30 protein-coding genes and 2 pseudogenes are annotated in these 24,357 nt (G+C 40.8%); 1 reads left to right on the forward strand and 31 read right to left on the reverse strand.

The features are described from left to right. Positions 1-10 precede the first annotated feature (10 nt). The 13 genes from ASD24_RS19335 to ASD24_RS19395 all read right to left on the reverse strand — a co-directional run bounded on the left by ASD24_RS19335 (position 11) and on the right by ASD24_RS19395 (position 13,221). The gene (locus ASD24_RS19335; RefSeq protein ID WP_056699121.1) at positions 11-634 is read right to left on the reverse strand and encodes a Yip1 family protein; all 624 of its coding nucleotides are present in this window, start codon (positions 632-634) and stop codon (positions 11-13) included. Beyond that, positions 621-2,060, reverse strand: a complete 1,440-nt coding sequence (locus ASD24_RS19340) for an SMP-30/gluconolactonase/LRE family protein (RefSeq protein ID WP_056699124.1) — start codon at positions 2,058-2,060, stop codon at positions 621-623. The genes ASD24_RS19335 and ASD24_RS19340 overlap by 14 nt, the downstream gene beginning before the upstream one ends. 17 nt (positions 2,061-2,077) lie before the next feature. Continuing rightward, positions 2,078-2,935, reverse strand: a complete 858-nt coding sequence (locus tag ASD24_RS19345) for a carbohydrate ABC transporter permease (protein WP_442952600.1) — start codon at positions 2,933-2,935, stop codon at positions 2,078-2,080. Between the two features lie 9 nt (positions 2,936-2,944). Beyond that, positions 2,945-3,910 (reverse strand): carbohydrate ABC transporter permease, encoded by a 966-nt coding sequence (locus ASD24_RS19350; protein WP_235540683.1) that lies wholly within the window; start codon positions 3,908-3,910, stop codon positions 2,945-2,947. A gap of 12 nt (positions 3,911-3,922) precedes the next feature. Continuing rightward, positions 3,923-6,796, reverse strand: a complete 2,874-nt coding sequence (locus ASD24_RS19355; protein ID WP_056699944.1) for an extracellular solute-binding protein — start codon at positions 6,794-6,796, stop codon at positions 3,923-3,925. A 150-nt stretch (positions 6,797-6,946) separates the two neighbouring features. Further along, positions 6,947-8,347 carry an ABC transporter substrate-binding protein gene (locus ASD24_RS19360; protein ID WP_235540722.1) on the reverse strand — a complete coding sequence of 467 codons (1,401 nt, stop codon included), beginning with the start codon at positions 8,345-8,347 and terminating at the stop codon, positions 6,947-6,949. 188 nt (positions 8,348-8,535) lie between these two features. Further along, positions 8,536-8,697, reverse strand: coding sequence for a hypothetical protein (locus tag ASD24_RS30375; RefSeq protein ID WP_156395493.1), 162 nt, complete (start codon positions 8,695-8,697; stop codon positions 8,536-8,538). Between the two features lie 453 nt (positions 8,698-9,150). After that, a complete protein-coding gene (locus tag ASD24_RS19365; RefSeq protein WP_056699132.1) occupies positions 9,151-9,573 on the reverse strand; it encodes a hypothetical protein in 423 nt (140 codons plus the stop codon). Between the two features lie 41 nt (positions 9,574-9,614). Then, positions 9,615-10,163 (reverse strand): SMI1/KNR4 family protein, encoded by a 549-nt coding sequence (locus ASD24_RS19370; RefSeq protein WP_056699135.1) that lies wholly within the window; start codon positions 10,161-10,163, stop codon positions 9,615-9,617. A gap of 85 nt (positions 10,164-10,248) precedes the next feature. Continuing rightward, complete coding sequence (locus ASD24_RS19375) at positions 10,249-10,743, reverse strand: DUF6756 family protein (protein ID WP_056699136.1); 495 nt, start codon at positions 10,741-10,743, stop codon at positions 10,249-10,251. 378 nt (positions 10,744-11,121) lie between these two features. Then, the gene (locus ASD24_RS19385; protein ID WP_056699142.1) at positions 11,122-11,862 is read right to left on the reverse strand and encodes a HEAT repeat domain-containing protein; all 741 of its coding nucleotides are present in this window, start codon (positions 11,860-11,862) and stop codon (positions 11,122-11,124) included. A 61-nt stretch (positions 11,863-11,923) separates the two neighbouring features. Next, entirely contained in the window at positions 11,924-12,643 is a 720-nt protein-coding gene (locus ASD24_RS19390) for a class I SAM-dependent methyltransferase (RefSeq protein ID WP_056699144.1), read from the reverse strand. Positions 12,644-12,708: 65 nt separating this feature from the next. Next, positions 12,709-13,221, reverse strand: coding sequence for a TetR/AcrR family transcriptional regulator (locus ASD24_RS19395; protein ID WP_327205250.1), 513 nt, complete (start codon positions 13,219-13,221; stop codon positions 12,709-12,711). Positions 13,222-13,447: 226 nt separating this feature from the next. Between ASD24_RS19395 and ASD24_RS19400 the strand changes: the two genes are divergently transcribed. Then, positions 13,448-14,146: an NAD(P)-dependent oxidoreductase gene (locus tag ASD24_RS19400; RefSeq protein WP_056699152.1), complete on the forward strand. Its 699-nt coding sequence runs from the start codon at positions 13,448-13,450 to the stop codon at positions 14,144-14,146. A gap of 130 nt (positions 14,147-14,276) precedes the next feature. Here ASD24_RS19400 and ASD24_RS19405 read toward each other — a convergent pair whose 3' ends face one another. The 18 genes and pseudogenes from ASD24_RS19405 to ASD24_RS19490 all read right to left on the reverse strand — a co-directional run bounded on the left by ASD24_RS19405 (position 14,277) and on the right by ASD24_RS19490 (position 24,342). Beyond that, positions 14,277-14,507: a hypothetical protein gene (locus ASD24_RS19405; RefSeq protein ID WP_056699154.1), complete on the reverse strand. Its 231-nt coding sequence runs from the start codon at positions 14,505-14,507 to the stop codon at positions 14,277-14,279. Positions 14,508-14,603: 96 nt separating this feature from the next. Next, positions 14,604-14,999 carry a hypothetical protein gene (locus ASD24_RS19410; RefSeq protein WP_235540687.1) on the reverse strand — a complete coding sequence of 132 codons (396 nt, stop codon included), beginning with the start codon at positions 14,997-14,999 and terminating at the stop codon, positions 14,604-14,606. Positions 15,000-15,126: 127 nt separating this feature from the next. Further along, complete coding sequence (locus ASD24_RS19415) at positions 15,127-15,483, reverse strand: hypothetical protein (RefSeq protein ID WP_327205251.1); 357 nt, start codon at positions 15,481-15,483, stop codon at positions 15,127-15,129. A gap of 9 nt (positions 15,484-15,492) precedes the next feature. Beyond that, positions 15,493-16,026: a GNAT family N-acetyltransferase gene (locus ASD24_RS19420; protein ID WP_056699162.1), complete on the reverse strand. Its 534-nt coding sequence runs from the start codon at positions 16,024-16,026 to the stop codon at positions 15,493-15,495. 27 nt (positions 16,027-16,053) lie between these two features. Next, the gene (locus ASD24_RS19425; RefSeq protein ID WP_056699163.1) at positions 16,054-16,479 is read right to left on the reverse strand and encodes a hypothetical protein; all 426 of its coding nucleotides are present in this window, start codon (positions 16,477-16,479) and stop codon (positions 16,054-16,056) included. Between the two features lie 180 nt (positions 16,480-16,659). Further along, positions 16,660-17,388 carry a Type 1 glutamine amidotransferase-like domain-containing protein gene (locus tag ASD24_RS19430; protein WP_056699167.1) on the reverse strand — a complete coding sequence of 243 codons (729 nt, stop codon included), beginning with the start codon at positions 17,386-17,388 and terminating at the stop codon, positions 16,660-16,662. 21 nt (positions 17,389-17,409) lie between these two features. Continuing rightward, a complete protein-coding gene (locus ASD24_RS19435; RefSeq protein ID WP_056699171.1) occupies positions 17,410-17,889 on the reverse strand; it encodes an NUDIX hydrolase in 480 nt (159 codons plus the stop codon). A gap of 92 nt (positions 17,890-17,981) precedes the next feature. Further along, positions 17,982-18,275 (reverse strand): hypothetical protein, encoded by a 294-nt coding sequence (locus ASD24_RS19440; RefSeq protein WP_056699173.1) that lies wholly within the window; start codon positions 18,273-18,275, stop codon positions 17,982-17,984. Between the two features lie 142 nt (positions 18,276-18,417). Then, on the reverse strand, positions 18,418-18,999 hold the full coding sequence (locus ASD24_RS19445) for a chloramphenicol phosphotransferase CPT family protein (protein WP_056699176.1): 582 nt from the start codon (positions 18,997-18,999) through the stop codon (positions 18,418-18,420). A gap of 348 nt (positions 19,000-19,347) precedes the next feature. Further along, positions 19,348-19,788 (reverse strand): hypothetical protein, encoded by a 441-nt coding sequence (locus tag ASD24_RS19450; protein ID WP_056699178.1) that lies wholly within the window; start codon positions 19,786-19,788, stop codon positions 19,348-19,350. A gap of 69 nt (positions 19,789-19,857) precedes the next feature. Continuing rightward, the gene (locus ASD24_RS19455; protein ID WP_056699181.1) at positions 19,858-20,445 is read right to left on the reverse strand and encodes a hypothetical protein; all 588 of its coding nucleotides are present in this window, start codon (positions 20,443-20,445) and stop codon (positions 19,858-19,860) included. A 41-nt stretch (positions 20,446-20,486) separates the two neighbouring features. Further along, positions 20,487-20,969, reverse strand: coding sequence for a DinB family protein (locus ASD24_RS19460; protein ID WP_056699184.1), 483 nt, complete (start codon positions 20,967-20,969; stop codon positions 20,487-20,489). Positions 20,970-20,995: 26 nt separating this feature from the next. After that, positions 20,996-21,361: a hypothetical protein gene (locus ASD24_RS19465; RefSeq protein ID WP_056699186.1), complete on the reverse strand. Its 366-nt coding sequence runs from the start codon at positions 21,359-21,361 to the stop codon at positions 20,996-20,998. Between the two features lie 46 nt (positions 21,362-21,407). After that, positions 21,408-21,883, reverse strand: a pseudogene (locus tag ASD24_RS19470) (NUDIX hydrolase). Between the two features lie 30 nt (positions 21,884-21,913). Beyond that, positions 21,914-22,176 (reverse strand): annotated as a pseudogene (locus ASD24_RS19475) (histidine phosphatase family protein); the annotation flags it as partial. 49 nt (positions 22,177-22,225) lie between these two features. After that, the gene (locus ASD24_RS19480) at positions 22,226-22,750 is read right to left on the reverse strand and encodes a GrpB family protein (protein WP_056699189.1); all 525 of its coding nucleotides are present in this window, start codon (positions 22,748-22,750) and stop codon (positions 22,226-22,228) included. 38 nt (positions 22,751-22,788) lie between these two features. Further along, positions 22,789-23,673, reverse strand: coding sequence for a Cof-type HAD-IIB family hydrolase (locus ASD24_RS19485; RefSeq protein ID WP_082560468.1), 885 nt, complete (start codon positions 23,671-23,673; stop codon positions 22,789-22,791). Between the two features lie 198 nt (positions 23,674-23,871). Further along, positions 23,872-24,342, reverse strand: coding sequence for a hypothetical protein (locus ASD24_RS19490; RefSeq protein WP_056699197.1), 471 nt, complete (start codon positions 24,340-24,342; stop codon positions 23,872-23,874). Positions 24,343-24,357 lie beyond the last annotated feature (15 nt).

Genomic DNA, 24,357 nt, shown 5'->3' on the forward strand with positions numbered 1-24,357 from the left:
CTTCCTTCTCCTATTTGCGCAGCGTGATCTCTTGATAGAGGGTGTACACAAAACTGATAATCTGTTGAATCAAGCTAAAGAAAAGCAGACCCAGAAAGATAACGATCCCCATAACAACCAGGGTGAGCAGCATCGTACTAATCGTTTTGATCACGGAATACTGATGTACCGTTTTGGTTCCTATAAAAAGCAGCCAGACAAACCAAATGACCCCTATTGAGTCAAATAAATAATAGAAAGAAGATTCACGCAGTGTAATCACATTACTCAGTAATATATTGGGAATGTTGATGAGAATAAGCGGGAGCATGGCATATCCCGTCGCGATCAGAATATCCCTGAACTTGCCTTCTCCGTCCATCAGCGTGGTCAGAGACCAATTGGAGATACACCAGAGCAGGAAGGGAAGAATGATGTACTTCAACTCATTGATACTGTTCAAAGAGAGTGGATCGTTGTCATTCACGACATATCCGGCGTACTGACGTTTCAGAATCATCGTTACGGTAACACCGAGCAGCACTAATAGCGCCACACGCAGCCTGCCTTTATTTTCATACTTCAGATCCCAGTATCCGTCGAATGGACGTACAGCGACATGTAGAGAGTATTTGATTTCCTTAATTAGCGACATCTCGGGCTCCCCTCTCATTCCTCGATCTAGCGATTCGGCGCCAGATGATTAGGCTGACAAGCACTCCGATCGCCACCGTCATATAGATTCCGAAATATTCCCGCATGTATTCTCTCCGATATTTCGCCAGAGCTCTGGAGTAATATTCCCGATCATTGCCAAGCTTCAGGTGGGTCATCGCTTCCTTGTACTTTCCTTCTCTCAGCATTGATTTGCCGATGCCTACATAGGCCATTTCATAGTTGGCGTCAAGTCGCAGCACCTCTTGCCACAACGTTGCAGCTTCCGAATGTTTGCCTGAGCTGTACAAACGATTGGCCTCGTTCACCAGGCCTCCAAATGTCGTCGGCTTGAATTCGGTGATCTGGCCAAGATCGCGATCCAGCACATAGATGGCGTCTCCGTAGCTTTCAATGGCTACCGGATTTTTGAATGTGCCTTTCTGATTACCTAGCTGACCAATCACATACAGTAAGTTGCCATCCTCGTTGTACGTAAACACACGCCCTCTCGTAGAATCGAGAGCACGGTAGACCCCATTGCCGGACACCTGAATATCAATGAAGGAGGAGCGATTAATACTCAAGTCCCCCACCGGGGCAAATTCTCCGTTGACCCGAAGTACATCAATGCCGGAGGGATTCAATTTTTTTACCGCCGAAGCTGTGTTTTTGTCCGCTGTCGTTGTATAGATGAAACCGCCTTCATCAATATCTGCGTTATTGAACTCCAATGGAATAAAACGAATCATCTTTTCCCGCTGTTCCTTGGTGGACACGCTTTTCCAGAATAGATCAACCGGATCAAACTGCACACGATTCGTGCCCATAAACCCCGTAAAGCGCCCGTCACTATCGAATTCGATCAACCCTTCATAGACACCACGACCGACAACATAGATGCGCCCAGCCTTGTCAACGATCACTTTCCTGGGAAAATACTCAAATGTATCACTGATCACATCCGACTCCGGCGCACCAATGGCACGAACGAACGTACCGTCCGGATTCAGCTCCACGACTCGTCTGTTTTCGGTGTCGGCAACGTAAATCTGACCTGACTCCGTAACGAACAGCCCTTCAGGATTCAGAAAACTGTCCTCTTTGCCATCATGCTCAAAATGTTGGATGACTCGCATCGTTTCCCATTGATCGTTCAATACGACAATGCGTCCATTGCCTGAATCCAGGACGTAGAGCAAGCCATTATGTGCAGCATACAAATCCAGTGGAGATTGCCATGCTCCCGTTCCGGCATCGTTACCCGTGATCACTCTGGAGGGGAGAAAAGCAATCGGAGACTTGACCGAATTACCCCAGTAATTGTAGGTATAGCCCTCATACGGTGCCCCATAAGACACGTTATGTCCGAATCCGGAGATCAGCAGGGAAGCTGCCAGAACGATTAGCCATGATCTTACTTTCATCTCTAACACCCCCTCACTTAGTCCTTCATGCCGGATGAGGCCATTGTTTGGATGACTTGGCTCTGAGATAATACAAACGTCACGATCGGCACCGTCATCATGATGACAGCAACGGCAGCACCCACACCCGCACGAGCTATTCCCCCCTGAACAATCTGTCCCATGGCATAATGCATCGTTTTGAGCTGCTCACTGTAGATAAAGCTACCGCCATCCGTTCCCCACAACATCTGCATCATTAAAATCAGCAGCGTTAACCACGCAGGTTTGACAAGTGGCATAACTACCTGAAAGAAAATCCGATATTCGCTGGCTCCATCCATTTTTGCCGCCTCCAGGAGCGCATCCGGTATTTGCTCCATAAACTGCTTCATCAAGTACAGACCCAGCGGATAAGCGAAGGCGGGAATAATCATGGCCTGATAGGAATCGAGCCAGCCTAACGTGGACATGATCATGTAATTGGGAATAGCCGTTACATGCGGCGAGAACATCAGAGACAACACGATGATCGTGAACAGGATTTTGTGCCCGCGGAACTTGTATTTAGCTAGTGGATAAGCCGCCGCAGAGGCTAGCATAATATGTCCGAACGTGCCTGCCGCAGTGATAAACACCGTGTTGAAAATATATCTTGAGAATGGAACCCATGAATTTTTCATCACCTGAAATAGATCTGAAAAATTCTCAAACGTCGGATTCCGGACAAACAGCGTTGGTGGGAAAATAAAAAGTTCATCCAACGGCTTAAACGCATTATTGATCACATAGATAAGCGGAATGACCATAAACGCACCAAATCCGCCGAGCAAAAGGAAAAGCAAGATATCGACCTGCCAGGACCTGTTGATTTTCCTTTTCATACGCAAGGCCATCTTCATCTGCTATTCCCCCACTCTCTTTAACAGCTTTTGAACAAGCAGGTTGGAACCGAGCATCAGACTGAACAGCACCGTTGCAATGGCAGAAGCATAGCCCATCTCGAATCGGATCGTTCCGTAATCCATCAAGTGAGTAACTATCGTATGCGCTCCGTACTGTACGCTCGGGAAACCTGCCAACGCAGTAGCCACTTCTGCAACGGCCAGGGATGAGGTAATCTGGATCACAGCTCCGAACATGAGCTGCGGACGCATCGAAGGCAAAGTAATATACCACAGCTCCTGCCAACGATTTTGAACCCCGTCGATGCTTCCTGCTTCATACAAGGTGCGATCCACGGTTTGCAAACCGGCAATGAACGCAAGAAAACTGGTTCCAAGACTGAGCCATAGCTGTACAAGCATAATGATCGCAAGCATGTATTTGGGATTCTGTAGCCACAGGATTGGCTCATAAATGATGCCTATTTTCATCAGGAACCCGTTCATAATGCCGTACGAATCTCCAGAGAAAATAATTTGCCAAATAAAAAACACATTGCCTGAAATGGACGGTGCAAAAAAGATCAGTGTCATGAAGGCTCTCACCTTTGGATTCAGCTCATTAATAAGCCAGGCAAATACAAAGCAGGCAATGTAGCTAATTGGACCGGTGATCACCGAGAAAATAATTGTATTTTTAAGACCGATCAGAAACACATCATCATTCCAGAGCAGCTTGGAGTAGTTCTCCCAACCAACCCACTCTGGAAACTCCAGCATGTTGAAATTGGTGAAGCTGAAGAAGGTGGAGATCATGACTGGAAACACGGTAAACAAGAAGAATAACAACATGTAGGGTGAAAGAAGTATATAGAGATGCTTATCCCGCTTTATATCTCTCCTAAAGAGTTCCCACTTCCCGGGTAAGCCGGCAGGCGTACGTTTGGGCTGAGAACCGGTTTTGGTCACCATATTAGCCTTCTGCAAAAGAGTCCCTCCCTAGTGCATTCCGTCCAATTTAAACTCTTTTCGTTTCTCCTGAATTTCGTAGTTAATTTCCTGCACATAATCGTATAAGGCATCGGTGGAATTCGTCCCGTTATTGACGACCTCACGCAGAGCATTGTCCAGATGCCGACCCGTAAAATAACCTCCCGGAACCTCCGGAACACCCTGAAGCCATTCCCATTGTTCTTCGAGACTTCGATAATCGCGGACAGGCCAAGGTAACTCCTGTAACGCTTCAATATTCGCCGTTGGATACCGCGCCGCCGCCCCCATCAGACCTTCCATTTCACGTCCGAAACGAACCTGTGCATCCTTGCTGACCCACCACTTCATAAATTCCCAGGCCGCATCCTTATGCTTCGATTGCTTAAGCATAACGGTTGCCGTACCTCCACTCGCGACATCTCGTTTGATACTTCCGTCTTGCTGCTTGAGGCCGGGAACCGGAATGAACTCCCATAACCCCTTGATCTCGGGCGCAGATACGGACAGATAGTTATAAAAGGTGTAATCCATAATACCTATAGGCATTTCTCCGGTTCTAAAGCGCATTGGAAAATCGAAGGTGAGTGGCAGCTTGTAACTGGTATAGAAATTCGTCCACTCCTTGAACGCCTCCAGCCCCGTTTCCGTATCCATACCGCTTTTGGAGCCATTGTCCAAATAAAACGAACCGCCCATCTGGTACAGCAGCATGGCATATGCCCGGTTCACTTCCAATACGGGTACACCTGTCGTTTGAGCAAGCGGCAAAGCCATTTCCATATTATGCTTCTGTAGCACCGGGATCATGGCGTAGACGTCCTCCCATGTCTGCGGCGGCTCCAGATCAAGCTGTTCCAAAATATCCTTCCGGTAAAATAACATATTGAATATTTGTTGCTCCGGCAGTGCAAATACTTGATCCTCATAGTTATAGGGAACCATCGCACTATCCCTGAACTGCCTAATTAACTCGTCATAGCCGGGATACTCGGACAGATCTTCTGCCGCGTTCCGCATTCCGAAGTTGACAGGCACATCATTTCCGACCTGCATGGCCACATCCGGCCCCTCTCCTGCCAGGGAAGCACGCAGCAAAACATCCGCATTCACCAGCTTGAGGTTCACACTAATTCCCGTCAGCGGTGTAAACGTATCGTCAATCATGGCCTTCAACACCTGAGCCTGATCCCGGCCTGTACCAATCCATACCGTGACTGACTTGTCTTCATCAGATGTGCTGCCAATGGTGTCATAATCCTCGAAAAATGAATGGAAAAAAGACGAGATTTCGTGTCCAACTTTTCGGAAGGACGAATCATTTGCTTTCGGCAGTTTCTCATCAGGTGAAGCGAGCAACAGATAGTCAATTTCCAGTGGCTGTTCGCGCACCTCCAGAAGCCATGAGCCGACACTGCCTACATTGATTTTGAATTGACCAAGCCGCTTCTGCACGGTTTCCGGCTTGTCGGCTAGATCGGCCAGTTGATAGGCTGTTTTAGTCAATATCGCGGTCTTATCACTTTTTTCCCCCGTTAAACGAATTAACTCTTCAGATACGGCATTTAGAATGTCACTTTGTTCGCGAAACACCTTCACCATGTCTGGAATCTGCTTCTCTAATTGATAATCCCGATAGGGGTCAGGTACGTTACCTGTGATCATCAGAATTTTGCGATACATCGCATTGATATCGAGCACACTGGCTTCCACCTGACGGATCAGAGGCGCAATCGCTCCCAGACTGACCTCAAGCTGCAATTCATGTTTTCCTTCGGTCAAATAAAATAAGTAGGGTTCGTCCTCGCTGCCAAGCATATTCATCTGCCAATTCGAGTCATAGAAGAACGGAATTTGCATCATTTCACGGAAGGGAACCTTATTGTCGATCTGCAGCGAACGGGTGGAATAGATCCCCCTCAGCAGTTCCTGCCTACCTTTGATCGCAATCTTGTATAGTCCATCCTCCGGCACATCCATTTCCCATGCAATCCATTGTCCTGGCACACGCCAGTTGTTTCCGCCGATGGTGTTCATTCTGATTTTGGATACATCGTACGGTTCTGTGGATGTGCTTGATCGATCAGTGATTGGATACAACGTTGGTGATGACTTGTACTTGGCATGCTCACCTTGAACTTTGATCAAGTGTCCACTGGTTTCCGTATATCCCTGTCTCTCATACTCCTGCTTCACTTCTGCATAGGATATCGGTTCTTCATACTGGTGTAGCCTAATCGAATCAATAACCATAGGCTCCCGGGTGGACACAAGCGTCAATGAGTGTTTGCCTGCAGAAAAATAAAACTGGTAAGGCTCCTCATAATAGCCCTCCTTGTCTCTCAGAAGAGATTCTTGCCACATCGGTGCCTCCGTCTGACGTGGGCGCAGGTCGTTACCTCTGTTATCTTGTTCGATCTCGGATTTCTCGTTGACCCATACACGATGAAAACTCAGATTACGTGCGCTATTAAAAGGCAACTTGCCATCGATCCATAGTTCACGTTCTATTGCGGAACTTTTACCCTGGATCGGGTAATAACGCAAAGTCATGTGATACATGCCCGATTCAGGAACATCCACTTCCCATTGCACTGAACCGCTCTCCTCTGTTCTTATGAACTTGCCAGTCTCGCCACCAAGCTCCGTGACCATCTTCGGTTCCATTCCTTCCGCAGCTGTGTAGTCAGCTCCGCGAATAACAATTTCCCTGGAAGGCTGCTTCTCGTTCTGGAATTGCTGCAAATAATAATCGTAGCTACCCTCAGAAGCAGATTCAGAGATTGGCATCACACGGCTCGGATCTGATGTTCGATTCCCGGACTTTGCATTGCCGCTTGCACCGGAACTGGATATCGTGTACACCATGACGAGGATTAGCATAACGACGATAAGCGTCACTCGGGATAATGTAAACTTCACCCGATGCCCCCCTTTAGCAGACTGTAGTGAATTAGATAGACGGCCCGCATATCGATTTTGGGATGAAATCAGAAATGAGGCCGTCCTGTTTGTTAACGCAGATTTCTCGAACTATTTTTTCTCGGGCTGTTCCCCGCTTAACACTTTTTTCACCGCAGCCTGTGCAGGTCCGATAACCTGGGCAACACCTGTTGAAGGTGTAATCTCGCCTTTGATGAATTTCTCAGTTACTTTGTCCAGTTGATCCTTAATGCCCAGACCACCAAAGCGACCACCAAACAGACGCTGCACCTGGCCATTATCATTCATCGCGTTGGCAATGGATGCTTCGTCCGGCAAAATATTCTCGAGCGAGAGCCTACGGTTATCTTGCCAGTTATCGAAGTCTTGCAGATCTTCCCAAATCTTCACGATCACATCTGCATCCTTCACTCCCTTTGGAACAACGTAAGCTGTAGCCTGACCGAATGGTTCGTAATACGACTCCGCTTGAGGTCCCTTCGGCATGTATACATAACCCCACTCATCCTTCATCTTATCTAGAATCCGGCCTTCGATCTCCCAGAGTCCACCCGGATACATGGCAATGGTGCCTTCCCCGAAGAACTTGGCTGGATCTTCCCAGTCGTTACCTCCGTTGGCCTTCACCACTTTGTGCTCATTGTACAGACCATGCAGAAAATTAAGCGCTTCCATAGATTCGGGTGAATCAAACGTCACTGTACCTGTTTGCTCATCATATAATTTGCCTCCGTTGCTCGCGACCAGCATCTCAGAAAGTACGTAATGCGCTCCAGCCAGTCCGTATTGATCCATTTTACCGTCACCGTTACGATCAACCGTTAGCTTTTTCGCCGCATCCAGCATCGTATCCCAGTTCCAGTTATCTTCGTCCATCAATTGCTGCGGGTCTTTCAGACCAGCCTCCTTGAATATACGCTTGTTGTAGAACATGCCACTATCATTAGGTGTATACCAGCTTTCGAGTCCGTACACCTTGTCGCCTCCAAAGCGCATAGCATTAACAACATCCTGCTCCACACGAGTATCTTGAAGGTAGTCATCCAGCGGTGTCAGAAAACCACTCTGCATAAGTCCCCAGATAAATCCATCAGGAACCCGGACTATTTCAGCAAATGGCTCGTTCGCGAGCACAGAGGAGGACAGCTTTTCAGAGGTAGACCAATATTCTGTATTCAAATATTTGATCTTTACGTTATACTTTTCTTCCACCATTTGAATACGCTCGCGGGCAAGTTCATCTGATTCTGAATCCCCTTTTGGTGTAGCATCCCACCAGTGAGAAATTCGAATAACACGGCCGTCTAAATCTGGCGCCGGCACAGCTTCTTCCTTGTCCTCTTCCTCTTCCTGCACTGGTGTTGTGTTCGTCTCTACTTCAGCTGGTTGAGCAACTGGATCGGCTGGTTTGTCATTTGTACCACTGCATGCAGACAAAAGCATCATTAACGTGGCAAATAACACGAACATCATCATTGGTTTAGACATCATTTTTTTCAAAATGGGCGGCCTCCCTCAAGTAAATGATCTTAATCTGTTCCAGTGCAAACGTGAGCGCCATAGCCTGTTCAGCTTCTCAATTGCCGTTCAGGGTGTTCGCTCCTTTCTTGAAATGACTGAATTATGCAGCGGGTTAAGCGCTTACAAATATTGAACAAAGTACACTTCTAGGTGTTGGATTATGTACCTTCACCACCCCAGCCATCCATATCGATTCCTCGCAAAGTGATCTTTTCTTTGGGCTCAAACTTCATCCTACACACGCTCCCCCTCAAAGTTGATAACATTGAATCAAGCTTACAAAATGCTTTTTGATGACTGCCCTGAACAATCTGACTCATTACAAGGCCGCCTTAATGGGATTTGAAAACCTAGATTCACACTTCGCTTTGAAGAGCACTAGCCAAGTTGTTGAGTATACTTGAAAAGGATTTCATGAAACCCATTTCATTTATAGTATTATTAAAATCCTTAAGTCAGTACACATTCTGATATTTTTTATAATTTTTTAGTCTTGTTGTTTCATTCCACAGCATTTCCTTGCATTTGCGGCCTGTACTTTGCAAGCCACATATGGTTATGGTGCTGTGTCAAAGAGGTAGCACCTCAACGTATTGGGTCGTGTATTAATTACTGCGGTACTCGTAATTGTAGCAGCATCACGAGTGCATCATCGTGATGCATGACAAAAAGCGCCACGCTTGTATCGTCGTGGCGCTTCTGCCTGCTGTATGATTCCAATTGGTCATACAGCACAATCATAAGCTGCTGTTTTACCTTCAGCGCAGCAACTTTTATACCTTTTGATAATCCTCTGCTTTTATCCCGAAATTTTCACAATATTCTTTGAATGCCTTGATTACGCTATCTTTATCCTGACTCTTTAATGAGAAAGCTAGCTTTTTATTTTTATCGGAAAGTTGAATTTGAAGAAGATTAGTACCTATTCTCATTTCACTAATTTGATTAATCGAATAGCTCGTCTTATTTACTGTTATTCCCTCGGGCGATAACACTACCGCATATTCCTTTTGTGAATCGCTCCAACTTTTAATAACTAGAGAAATCACGATTACCCCAGTTGTTATCAGTAGTATTACTCGAATGCCATCACCAAAATAATTACTTAATATAGTAATTACAGGGAGAAAGCCAATTGGTAAAAATATAAATAGATAATATAATGGGTAACCCTTCAACATAAATTTATAATTCATTCTGAATTCCTCTCATACAAAGTACATCGCCTAGGCGTACTTTATCCTTTTAATTTATAGTAATTTTCTGCCGTATATATTGACCAGTCCCAAAATTTATCTCCCTGACTGATAATAAATCGATCAAACCACAACTCGAAGTTCATATTAAAGGGTCTCGACTCATCAAAGTTGTCTATGTGCCCCTTAACCATTAAGTAATTATTTGAGCCTTCGCTGTATTTTTTCAGATTAATTACGATATTATCTTGGTAGATATAGGCGATCTTCAGATACCCCTCGTTTGAACTCTCATACGTTGCTTCTTGGATATCCTGCCACTTATATAAATACGCCTCTCCTCCGTATTGCGGATGGTCAAATAACGAGCAACCATTACTTATCTTCAAAAAGTTAATATAATCATTCGGAAGTTCATACCCTAATGTTCTTTGGAATTCGATTAAATCACTTTCATCTGCCGGTTCATTAAACGTACAGGTAGCTTGAGTTAGATAACCTTCCTGAAGCTGCAATTCTAGCAGATTGTTATTGTCCAATCTTTTCTTTAGCGAGTCGATTGTTTTATAAATTAATTCTCCTTGAATCAACTTCCATCCACCCTTTCAATAAGCCGTGAGAAGTCAGAACGTAAAAATTAGGTTATATGAAGTACGAAGCGTGATGACTGTGTATTTACTTAAATATCTTGCTCTCGTTCTCTAATTCAAACTTCTTCGCTTGATTAATGATGCCTTCCCCTGAGAAATGTACAATCTCATGATGATCTTCACATACGAGCCATTCATATTTCTTCGATACCAGAAAGTATTCGTCCAAATGGTAAAGTTCAGGAATTATTTTATCGAAAATAATATTCTTTTCCCCTTCATAAACCCACATTTTATCGTTGTGGTCTTCAGCAATAAACCATATAAATTCATCTTTAATAATCTCTTTAACAGATTTATAAGGTTGCTCGATAAACCTCAATGCGTAATAAGGTTCTTGAATTCTATTCCATCCCCAATGCAAGTCTTGAGTGTAATGAGTCTTATTTAGAAAATGCTTTTCGATATGATCTAGAATCGTCTTCCATTGATCTTTTCGGACTTCGAACAGCGCTTTCCTATTGATTGAAAACTCTTTAATGAGTTCTTCAATCTCCAATCGCACGGATAAAGACTCCATCTCTAGCACCTCCTGATTCGAACTGTTTGCTCACAACTTACTCCCATATTCTTGATGTCCTATCCTAGGATCAATGCTGCGAAAGAAACCACCCACAGTAATGGAAATGCACTGATAAGAATAAGACTTATCGTCTTCACCTTTTTCTTTAATAACCAAGATAAAACCGAACAAATTACAACAGCCAGAGGATACAATGTAACGATCGTTACTAATGTTATTCCCCACATTGAAACTCCACTGTCAAATGCCATAAAAGATAATCCCCAAATGATGAACCAAGGCATTAAGGTCAACACATAGAAGCTTTGAATAATAAATAAGTACAATTTCATCGATGAATTCCTTTATCATTTAGTATTAGTCCGTTATATTCTCTTATTTCTTTATATTTTGGTTCCAGTAGAATGCTCCTTGGTTCTCTTCTCTTATTCTTGCTAATGCTCTTTTCGCTGCGAGCTTCCCATTATGCATTCCGTTTGTAGAAACCTCTACTAACTTATCTCTAGCTGGAATGTATCTATGAAAACCAAGAATCTCACACGCTCTCTCTTGAACATACATATCTTCGTCATCTAAATATTTTATTAATGAATCAAGATTTCTTATCGGTGTTAACGCCATAATTGAAAAAATATACTGACAACGAATATCGTCATCTATTTGTTGGTTAGAACTTATCAGCTTGTTTAATTCATCAATACAACGTAAGTCTTCCTCCATCTCAGCATGACTAATTTCTATATCTGACGGATAGTCTTTCTTCAATTCATCCCAATCAAAATTAGGATGTTGTTCGAGTTTAGATATAAAAGAACGTACGCTTCTAAAACCGGGAGATAAATCTGTTTCCTCATGATTGATGTAACCGATTCTGTATTGGCAAGCCCCTTGAACATATAAACCTATGTAGTTCGAATGATCATCTGTCCATAAAGGAATAATGTCTTGATACACCTCCATTTCAGACATGAAATCGACCATTTCAATGACTTCGTCAAATTCCATTAATCTCAACAAGTAATCTTGATCCTTTTGTTTCTTATGGTGAGTTTCTAACTCCTCAATGAGTAGAATAGGTAATGTAATACTGAGTCTATTAAAAAGGTCTATAAACATATTACCTCTCCTTTGTAAGATTGATTTTTCTGTATTTCACTTGAGTCTTGCTCGAACAACTTTACGCTTCGACTTTTCCTAATACCATGAGTTGTGTAGGTCGTTGAATACCCACGGTATTGAGCCGTTCAATTATTTCTTCGCCACGTCTTTTGAACTCAATGTAGTCCGAGAAATCCTTAGTTCTCTCTATATGTTTTCGACATGCCTCTGTGACTAGAACAATATCTTGCTCAGCTCTTACATTTCCCTTGGATTCATTGTATTCATGCACAATCTCTAATCCTATACCTTTATCCCTAATCAGATCTAAAATATCTTGTTTCGTGTAAGTCTGATGATGGTAGATCCCTAATCGTCGATCAATTTCAGCACTAAAATGATGATACATGACATGAGATAATTGTGCTTCATTTTGACCATCGCAAAACAATTCGTTGATTAGAAATAACCCTTCACTCTTCAAAACCCTTTTCATTTCTTCTAATACTTTTGATTCTGGGGGCATATGATGTAATGCGTTCGATATGCATACCGTATTAAAAGTATGATCTTCATAACTTAACTGCTCAGCGTTCATTGCAACAAATTTAATTTTAGTATTTTCTATGTAAGTGTTCTTTGCTTCGAGTAATGCATCATGATCCATATCAATGCCCACGATTTGGTCAATTCCATTAAATATATTCATCATCATCGGAATAAACTTCCCTGTTCCTGTGCCTACTTCGAGTATATGACCTGCCTTATACTGGACAAGCTTACTTTTTAATGTTTCCATGTATATCCTCCCTCTTAGAATTATTCTACTCGAATTCCATCTAACATTCTTCTTCACATCAACATTTATACCTCCAGATTTCTTTCAAGCAATACGCCCACTCGCTGCGCCATAAAGGAAGGAGTAGGAGGCTTCCCTTGTTTAAACCACCACTCCACTACGCCAACGATCGCTGACCCCAGGAACTGAACATCCACATTCATTCCCTCCGTTAATTCAGAGTTACACCCTTCGGACATGCCGTTTCCTTTCTCTAGTTCTTCGATGAAAAACGTAAGGAACTGATCGCGGAAAAAAGGGCTCCCTTTACTCGCTAGTAATGCAGAAAAGAACATCGAATGATTCTCGAAATACTGGAACCACACCAACCCCATATCCTTATAATCCGCGTCATCGTCTGTAGAATTGCAGATCCTTCTTAAGTCATCAATATGTTCTTTGATGAGCTGATCCAGAAGATCGAATTTGTCCATGTAGTGAAGATAGATAGTCCTTCGACTAACATCTGCTCTGTCAGAAATATCTTGAATCGTAATTTGATCAAATGCTTTTTCCATCATCAAATGAATAACAGCCATTTTTATGGCCTCTTGGGATTTGCGTATTCTGCGATCTACCTTTACCACTTTAGAACCACCAGCTTCCTAATTAAATACTACACACTTTCTGAGAAACTGTGAACTAATGCACAAAATCACTCATTTTAAGACTTGTAGCGTTTTCATTTCTGTCTATCATTATACGTAATAGACTATTAATACACTATTGTGCATTTATGCATGGATGGGAATGGAGTTCATTATTATGAAAATTGCAGTTATTGGAGCAACAGGAGGAACTGGAAGGAAAGTGATGGAACGAGCACTTGAACTTGGCCATGATGTTATAGCCATAGCTCGTCGGCCAGAAATGATCCCCCCCTTGGAGAGACTCACCGTCAGACAGGGAGATGTATTTGACGAGTCCAGTTTGGTCAGAGCCGTTGCTGGTGCAGAAGTAGTCATCAGCTGCATCGGCCCGCCCAGTAACGTTTCGCCGGATGCTGCCAAGCAATTTCTAAATCTAAGAGCTGGCATGAATGTTATGGCGGCTAACTTCTCACCCGGTACTGTCATGTCCGAAGGTATGCCCAATATGATAGCAGCCTGTCAAATTGCGGGTGTGAAGCGTCTAATCATGCAGAGCGGCATTAATTTGAGCAACGGAAGAGAGCTGTCTCCCCTCCATCGATTGGCAGTTCGCATGATGCGCCGTATATTTTGGAAAGCCATCGAGGATAAATCAATTGCTGAGCATGCGTTAATACAGAGTGAGCTAGAATGGGTCATTGTACGGGCATCCGTGCTTCAATACGCCGAGGGTACTTTAAAATATACAGCAGGCCCATTAGCTCGCATAAATCCTGTCGGAGCACTTCCCTTTGCAGACTGTGCCGACTGCCTAGTGCGGGCAGCAACCAGTGAGTCTGAGTGGATCAGGCAAGTTGTTAATGTTGGACGTTGACATCGGTCATCCAGCTCTCTAAACATTTCAATCTAACTTAGTCATCAACTACCTGATGTTACTCTCATAGGATCTTAGAGTCTTCAACAAATTCATCCTGCTTTTAAGCGTTTATTAAATCTTCACATCACTATGTACTGTAGATGTCTTTGATCGTTAACCATGTTTCATACCATAATGTTTTTTGATTCAAAGGCTCTATCACTACAGTTTGACCATCTTTTTTATTTAAGTAAATGACACCTTCCCGCTGAACAAGCTCATCGTTGAAATTAAACACAATATCTCTACATTCTTGCTCATACTCCTTTTCTCTTGTTTCTGACCACTCTGCTTTTTCAATAGAATATCTCTTCCTCATTAGTAGAATCCTCCTGGAGTTATTATTGAAGTAACCTCCCTGTATGCCTTCTGAGCGTATTTATTAAAATAGTCTTCATATCTCGGTTGTTTTTGTTTACACTCTTAGTTGTTCTTCCAACCATTCTTCAAGTGTCTCTTTAATTACAAATCGATCTTTAGTAGAAATGCTTTTGATCTCATTCCATTCCCCATCAACAAGTTCCAGACGGTAATGGCCGTTAATATCTGAATCTGGATACCATCCTAAATCAAAAAGTATCGTGTCTTCTCTTTCAGGAATAAACCACTTCCCATTGTTGATTTTCATTTTAACGATCTGTAATAAATCTTCTGTGAAGAATTCCCAATTCTCAATAAAGTAATCACTATCTGCACTAAGAACAGGGTCTACATCGTAGAATTTGTTATAGGTTACTGCATAACCTGCTGGGATCTTGAGTTGCATTAAATTCAATTTTCTCGCCTTCCTGTCTTCTTTTTTTAACTTCATCTCTAGTTATGCATCGCTGCCATTTTATATGTACGAATAATCTCTCTCTTATAATCTTTCCACTTGAAAGTGAACGATTCTAGATCAATTTTTCTATTATGTGGTTCTAATCTAAAATCGCTCCACCTTACAAAATCCCCTTCCCTTTCACATAACCGCAATCTTCATCCTTACACCAAGGACACACTAATATGGGGTACCTATAATATAAGACTGGATGTAGTTGCTTCAGCAGAAAATAATCAATAGACTCTTGCTGTTCCTCTTCTGTCCCCCAGCCTAAACTTGGTACAAAATCGTACTTTTTTAGCATCTGATAGAGGGATTTCCCATCAATGATCCAATCAGCAAAAACCACATTTTTATTTCCTTCTTGATCAGGGTCACTGTCATCATAACGAGGTGCAAGCTTCGTTTCAAAATGATTTACCTTGTTCATTTCTCCTCCTACGTTTTCTCTCAAATCAATGATTTGATAACTCATAACTTCCCCCTAATCGGTTTTAGTTAATCTTGCTAATACGTCATCAACGTTATCCCATTCATAGATTAATTCATTAAGGATTTTTCCTCCAATTTTTATTTGAACTGATTTAGATAAGTGAGCTCCATAATACTCATAAAAATAGCGTGTCTTGTTATCCTCTAGAACATCAACGAATATTTTCTGGTAACCCAATGAATTGAATCGAACAAATAACTTTTTAAGTAGTTCCTTTCCTACTCCCTGCCCTTGGTATTCATCAAGTATATAAATTGAAGTTAGATCTCCTGAGTCAGGGATCGTATTGGTCTCTCTCTTCCAACAATCTGCAAATCCAATGATTTCTCCTTCAGTGTTCTCTGCTATTACTACAAAACTGTCTGTTCTCTTGATATTATTAATCCATAATTCAGTTCTTTGTTCATAAAATAGATTTTTTAAAAACTCCTCTGGAATAATCCCCTTGTATGTCGTTCTCCAACTATCCACATGAACTTTTGCAATTCCTTCAGCGTCATGAATCGTAGCTTCTCTAACCTGCAAATTATCATCTCCTACATTTTTTATTCATTAATTAGCTCTAACTAATTGTTCAGTTTGTATTTTATATTTCCTGATGACTAAATCAAAGTTCATTATTTCTTGTTTACTAAGACCTTTTGTGTCTATCTTGAAGTACCCGGATATATCCTTTGATTCATTAATTTCGATTACTTTATTTACTTCCAGTTTCAAAGAATTGTCAATTAATCGATCAGATAAATCTTTAGAAATTACTGGCTCAACCCCTATTACTGAGATTGGTTTTCCTAACTTGTTCTGTAAATTGATACTATAGGTTACTTCAGTTATATCTGAATTTTCACCACCTAATGAGAGGAGTGTTTGCCCAATCACTATACCATCATCAATGATTTCAGATTTATTTCTATTTAAACAACCAATTATAGAAAAAGTAATGCATATCAATAAAATTACTAATAAGACTCTCTTCATTATTATGAAACTCCTTTATGAATCTGTCCTGTAAATCTGCTGCTATGAGATGTCCCTTCCGGATTAAGGATTGGCTTGCCGATCCGCAGCGTCGAATGCGATGTTATTATCAAATGTCAGTCACTTTTTTAATATACAAAATGAGATTCTTCGACTCTCTACAGTTACCTCAATAAATAGTTATAAAATATCTGATAATGGTTTGAAATCACGGTTATTCAATTCAATCTTATTCATTTTACCGTTACATTTTTTCAATACATATGCCTTGCTTTCTATATTACTCTTTATTATTTTGTACATATCTCCATCAATTACAATAGCGACATTGTTTTCAAGAGCAATGCCTGGAACCTCTTTATCTAACATCTTGTCATCAAATGTTTCATGACCAACTTCATTGTAATGTGGACAGTGATTAGCGGGAATGAGCCCAAGTCCTATGACTTGCTCTCTATCCCACCATCCATCACGATTGGTTTCTATACTGCTGTTGCTATGGCCTTCTAAAAACCAACAAATAGAACCTGCACTCAAACCGGATAATACTATATTATGTGCATAGGCTTCTTTAAGATATTGATCTACTTTTTTAGTTCTCCATATTTCCATCATTTTAACAGTGTCTCCGCCACCTACATAAATGATATTTGAGGATAGGATCTTGTCCTTAATGGCTTCATCAGAGATATCCTGATTGACAAGACATAACGTATCAACTGTACAACCCAATTGCTCCCCATATACAGCCTTAACAGTATCAATGTAGCCTTGAGCATCATTACTTGCTGTTGGAATGAATAGTAGCTTTGGATTTTCAATATTTGCAAACTCAACGATGTACCTGTCTATTGACAGAGTCTCATGAAACCGCATTTCGCCACCACCGATTGCAACTATTTTCCCCATAGATATACACCTCCCAAAATTCTATACGAGTGTTTCGTTTATATAATATTGTATTCCAGCTCGATCTATTTCTGAAAATTGAAGGGGGTTTTCTTCCAATAGTTCTTTTAGCTCTCTTATCTTGATCCATCGAATCCCTGATGTTTCATCTCCCGTTTCAAGCAACTCTCCGTTTGCTTTACATCTAAAATAATAACCTAGAGAATCCACTGGCCCTTTTATAGTTTGGTACGCTACAAATGGTTTAACACATTCTACTTCAAAGTGATTTCCTTCAGTAACTATTCTTAATTCCTCTCCTTCAATTTCAGATAAATCTAGCCCCGTTTCTTCTTTCACTTCTCTCCTCAATGCTTGTGTTAATGATTCAAAAGGTTCAATGCGCCCTCCAGGAAGTTCAATAGTTAATGGCTCATTCGGTTTCACTCTATTCTGAATCACAATTTCGATATGATCATCAATATGTCTTTCAATGATTGCTCTTGTATTAACATAAAACAAGGTAATCCACCTTTCCTGTTACAGGTTATAGTTACTTCAATTAAAACCACCTAACTATCATCACACTTGCTGTTTTTATAACGGTAGACCGCTTATCCACCCTTTAACTTTTCAGCAATATACGCTTGTAGTTGATATATGTCTGAGTGAAGCTTCTCTTCCTCGTATGTATTTCCATACTCTCCAAGCCAGCGTGGGGTGCGGATGTGCCACTCATCTGTCAAGTATTGCTTCTCATTAAGATACTCTACAATGTGCTCTAAGAAATATTCCAGAGATCCGAAGGATTGTTTATGAGTATCGTTAATGATGGCATGTGTATCTTCAATAATTGCCTGTAACGTTTGCTGAATATGATCTTCTGGATGCATAGCGTTATTTTCCATGAGGTGATCTCCTTCTGTTCTGACAAAATACAATGAATCGATGCCCCAAGGTGTATTTGAGACATCGATTTAAATGATCTAACTATGTGAGGTAAACAATAACAACGTACCAAAACTGAAGTTGCTTCTGCAGCTTACATCATTATCTTCTACTTAACTTTTTGAAGGCTGGGTATTCCTGACCGGATTTCATATAACTTAATATTTTCTCCGCACATCCTGCGGAACTGAGTTCTTCCGTATTCACTTCCAGATCATATTCATCGTAGGAGTATATATAATCGAACTGGGAATGGGCGAGTCCAATCTCGCGATCTCCCCTACTCTGTTCTCTTCTGGTGAGTTCTTCTTTGGAGCAATGTACACCTACAAACATGATCGGATAATCCGAAAGCAAATCATAAAAATCATTAAACCACTTGTCATTACTGATGACTGTATCCACAATCACATTCAAACCCAGCTCTGAAAATAATTTAATAGTTGCATAGTACAATGAGCCAATCGGGTCAAAAAGAATATCTGACATCACACCTGCATCTAATTCTCTTGTTGGTTTTATATCTGGATATGTAGTATCGATAAACTGATCATAATTTTGGAAAAATTGATCTACAGACAGATGATGAAAGGGAATGTCAGCCTGATTTTTCATTTCCATCGCAATGCTGGTCTTCCCCGAACTTGACGTTCCGTTCAAAAATATAATGAGACCCCGTTCCATATCTAGATCCCCCTTATCTTATGCATTGGCTCAAATTATTGAGCATATTTTGGTTTAACACTACGTACGTTTTCCAATAAATAACACGTTCTGAGTCCAATGAAGATTGTATCCATAACGGTATAGCTCAAAGTATGGGTATAGGCAGGCTTCCATGTCCTGCAAACCTTGATAACGAGGCCATTGCAAGTAGTATGCTACCCAATAATCACAAGCGATAGAGTAGTAGGCTTCATTCAATATTTCAATCGTCTCATTGTAGTCACTGCGCGAACTGAGAAGTTCTCCAAGTGCTTCGTAAACTGCTTCGCTATGTTCTTCATTCGTGCCTTGAATCGCTTCTTTCTCTTACTTTCCAATTTCACCCTGCTTTAAAACTACGACTTCCTTCACACAAGCCAAATCGTGTAATGCTTCCTTAGCAATGTCCGCTGCTTCGTCATCTTCCGGCACGATGGAGAACAGACTCTCCAACCCTTTTATTAGCTCTTGGCCGAGTCCTCGTAACGCTTCCTCGGATGTACCTTCATGTCCACCATTGAAATAACCTGGTACATATTCGCCGGTGAAATCTTCTGGATTCAACATCTCATAAATTGGACGTATTCTGTCCAGAAAACGCTGCCCGCCAGAAATCGGTTCAAATACACGTTCAACCCCCGCGCCCGATGGCATAAACCACTGAAAAAAACCGTACAGATGGTCTGCTTCGACCTGCTCATCTTCTTCTATCTCTAATTCTTCTCCGCCCATTGCTAACAAATAACGACCATATTCCTGCTGATCCATGAATACCTTCCCCTCTCTCGGTTGACTGGACTGAAACAATCTTTACCTTCCTTTATATGTTTAGTAATTTCAGCAATCATTCCTAAAATGATTGTCTGATACTTTATATGCACTTAATAAGGGTTCATTGGGTTCATACCAATCCTTATTTCCAGCTTCTACTACCTGCCTTTTGCACGTTCCAAATACGCAACCACAATATGAAGTTTTTGAAGGTGTTGCATTACTTGATAATTTTAATGCTTCTTCTAGTTCTGCAAATTGAAAAGGAAGCTTAATAGCCCCCTCATCAACCCAGTGGAAGCAAAATTTCTCTGGACATGCACGAAATCGCTCTTTGTCTTCTTGGTAAATTAACGGCAATATTTCTTTATGTGACTTATGAAGATTAATCTGTTTCGAAACCTGAAGTAATAAGATCCGACACTTCTCAAAATATCGATGGTGACCGATTCTATAAGTTAAAGAATTCAGCTCTTTATCAGCTCTATTAACGAACACTGGAATGAATTCGAATGTTCCACTAAGATACAACCCAATAATGTGATTTATGTATGAAACCAAATTGTAGTGAGTTGAATTTCTTCTGAGCCACACACCTGGCAAGTTATCTTTATTATTTATTTCTTTGAAAATGGTTAACACTTCATCAGTCATTGCATGACTCCTTTGCTTCTTTGTTAGCTCTTTCTCTAAACTCATTTTTCAACTCGTATTTGCTTCTTTAACAACATGATCTGCCCGACATGATAAGCATTATGAATGCTCAAATTAGAGACAACTCCCCACCAAGGAGCATTGAAATATTCTGGAAGTTGTTTGGTGAGCTTCGAATCTTCTGTTTCTTCTAAGACAACTTTCCAATTAACGAACACATTCTCAAGTCTATTCAATGTTTCTGTCCAGCCAATCTCATTCAATTGATCTTGTGCCACAGCAAATGTCTCATCATTATCAATATTATGATCTAATCTAAATTCTCCCGCCTTAAATCGCTCAAGCCACTTTTCATTCCAAAAAATAAGATGATTCACTATCGACCATATGCTTTGTTCATTGTCATTCTTAATGACTGCTTCTTCTGCTGTTAGATCATCCAAGATCTCCGCAAGAGGAAGAAACCAACTCTTATCGTTATAGCATGCCGTTAATTGATCTATCAAAATCGATTTATAGCTCATCAAATAATCCTCTTCTCTTCATTAATTTAGGTAAGTATTTCTCCCATCCAATTTACTAAGATTAGATCCTTCTCTTTTGAATAACACCAATCAATAATCTCGCCTACTAGTTTTGGGGTTATCAATTTATCTTGCCAAATCGGTGTCAAAACCCTTCTATATCCCGTATAATCACCACTTAACCCCTCAAATTCCTTCCCCATTACGACTAACATCGGTCTCCAATTCGGTTTAACTGCTTGTTCTAATTCGTAGGCAACGATAAACTTTTTATCTTCAGATAAGATGTGAAGCTTATGAACCCCAGCATCATCGTAGTCTGGAGCCACATACCAATAAAACACTCTATCAAGACGAACTATTTTTCGTCGTAGTTTTCTACTCACCGCCATGTCATGCACCTATCTTCGCTTTATTAGTCGACCTTCATCAAACCGTTTATCTAGATACTGCGACTCTTTGAGCCCTGAAATCATTAAAGGCATCAGTATGTTGCTGATTAAATAACTCAGGCACTTCATTTGGATCAAAGAATTGAACTTCTATACTTTCTTCATTACTACTAATCAGTTCTCCATCGGAAATGCGTCCCAGATAAAAAAACGAAATCGTTTGTGCCTGATCCCCATTTGCATACTTATCAAAATACTTGGTGTACACGCCTATTAATTTCTCAACGAAGATTGTTACTCCTGTTTCTTCTTTCACTTCACGAATAGCTGTCTCTTCAGCAGATTCGCCTAACTCCATAGCTCCTCCTGGAAATCCCCAAGCATTTTTATCTCTTCTCCGTTGAAGCATATTTGTCCTTCTTCGTTTAAAACGATGGCTCCTGCAAAGTTAAGAATGATCATTTCAGTGCCTACCTTACTTCTAATCCACTTAATATAATCCATTAATTTTCTCCTTTTCATAAACTTCTGTAGAGCTAAGCTTAAATATATCTATTCATTCCACAGTCTCGTTACATCTTTCAATTCTAGGTCTTCAAATTGCATTTTATAGATATCCGGTTTCTTTAATTGATCTAAGAAAGCTAAGCCATAATTTGAATCAAAATGATTCATCATCAAAGTCATTACAAGACCGTGTGTTCCAATCGCAATTTTCTTTCCCTTGTGTTCTTTTAATATGGTTTTGAGCACTGTCATTGACCTATTCTGACAATCCGCGTTGATTCGCCACCTGGTAAGGCATATTCAGCGTTTTCATTTAGACCTCCTTGAGACGCTCTGATAAATAGATTTACTGTGATTTCACATAAGTACTTTATTTACAAATTCGGTCTTCCCATCCGTATAAGCCTGCCGATTTTCACTATAACTATTAACTAGCTCTTTCTTTAGATTGGCATATTCAACTACAAATTCAGGATTGCTAATTAATGCATTTCTGAAGGATATATGTCTTAATAACTCTTTGCTCTCTTTATTACAAACATATAAGTGATGTTCAGGTTTCTGTACTTTCAATATACTATAGGGAACACTTGCATCTTTTCTTGCAAAAGCTTCTCTGTTCTCAACACCCAAATTCCCTTCATGATGGTAACCTAAACTTTCTAATCCCTGAATGACGTCTGGAAGTAAGTCCATTGAATCAATCACTACATCAATATCTATAATAGGTTTTGCCGCTAATCCTGGTACTGCGGTACTACCAACGTGCTCGATTTGAAGTACGAGATCCCCGAGTCTATGTTCTATGATGGATTTCAGATTAGAAAACATCTCAGGCCATGCATTGTTGTAATCTTCAATAATTATTGTTTTTTTACTCATGCTTGAGATGCCTCCAAAAAAATAAGTATTTATGAAGATTATCCAAAACTCTTCGCGCCATCCTGAAGTTCAAACAGCCTACGTGACCCACAAAATCTTTCTAAACTTACGGCTACACCGTTCTCATCATTATTAGCGGTTATTTCATCAGCAATTTCCTTCAATTCCTCTATTGCATTCCCCATAGCAATAGCGTATCCAGCCTTCTTAAAGAGGCCTACGTCATTATGGTCATCACCAAATACAATAACGGAATCCAATTCTACATGATACAATTCACAGAGTTTAGCAATCGCCAGCTCCTTAGAGGCGAGAAGAGGCATGATTTGTATTAATTGATGATTATCCGTAATCAGTATATTCACTTTACCTTCGAATTTTTTTAATAATCCAGAACTGTCATTATTGCCGGAAAGGAGTATCTTCGTAGCATCATATTGCTTTAATTCATTTAAGGGTTTTACTATGGGGTTAGATCGTGTGTTCATTGAGGTAATATAATCAAGCTCTCTTAAACTAAACCACTCATCTCTTACTTCCATCGTCAGCTCAATCTCAGGGTTACACTTCAAACAGTAATCAAGAATTTCTGTGGTTACATTAGCAGGGATTGATTCATTAATTTCTATCTTGGTTTCCTTACAGATCACTTGAGCTCCGTTGTAATATACAAACGCCCCGATATCCAATAATTCATGAGGAAGAAACCAATTAACAGCCCTGGGCGGTCGAGCTGTTGCGAATATTATTCTCATTCCTTTCAGATAACAAGATAAGACAGCATCTAAATTCCTCTTGGATACTTCTTTATTTGAATTCAATAATGTTCCGTCCAAGTCAAGAACTACAGTTGAATACTTCAATGGATTCAACCCCCAACATAGTTTTTCTTCGTGATCTCTACATAACGTTCCTGGATTCACGACGCGAGCCGACCTTAGATAGCTCTTATCTTAGGTCGGCTCGCGTATCGTCCGAGTTATCTCCTATAATTATACATCTGGATGACCATAGGAGTAAGCCCGAAGCATGAATATAATGTTAGGGGATGCCGCATTGTACTATCTACTAAAATCCATTTCAATATAAGGAATATCATAGAATAACGGAATAGCAATGACTTACGCATATTTTCTAAATAGAACGCTTCCATCTTTGTGAGATTGTATCCCTATTTCTTCATATCCAACGATGTCATTCATTCTTATTGGCACTACTAATCTTTCATACTCGTACTTCTCATTAATTAACATATAGAACGCCATTAAAACCGCATTTGTTACGTTCTGATCATTAGGTTCTCGAACCAAAAGTTCAGTTACAATAACTTCTTTGTCGTATTTGGAACGGTTGACTGCAATGTGGTAATCCCAGAATGGAATTGTACTCTTGCTGCCTGACTTACAAATGATAGGATAGTCTGAGTTAATAAATGCATCGAATGTATCATTTAGTTTTTCCAATTCGTATCTTTCAGTTGTACTATTTGTATCGTCTACACCGTTATGTATTACACGATGGTATTCAGTGTTGGTGAGGTGCTCTTTAAACTGATGAATTAAATCACCTCTTAAGAATATCGGACCAATCACATTTCCGCCTCCTCT

Source organism: Paenibacillus sp. Root52 (genome assembly GCF_001426865.1).
Taxonomy (GTDB): Bacteria; Bacillota; Bacilli; order Paenibacillales; family Paenibacillaceae; genus Paenibacillus.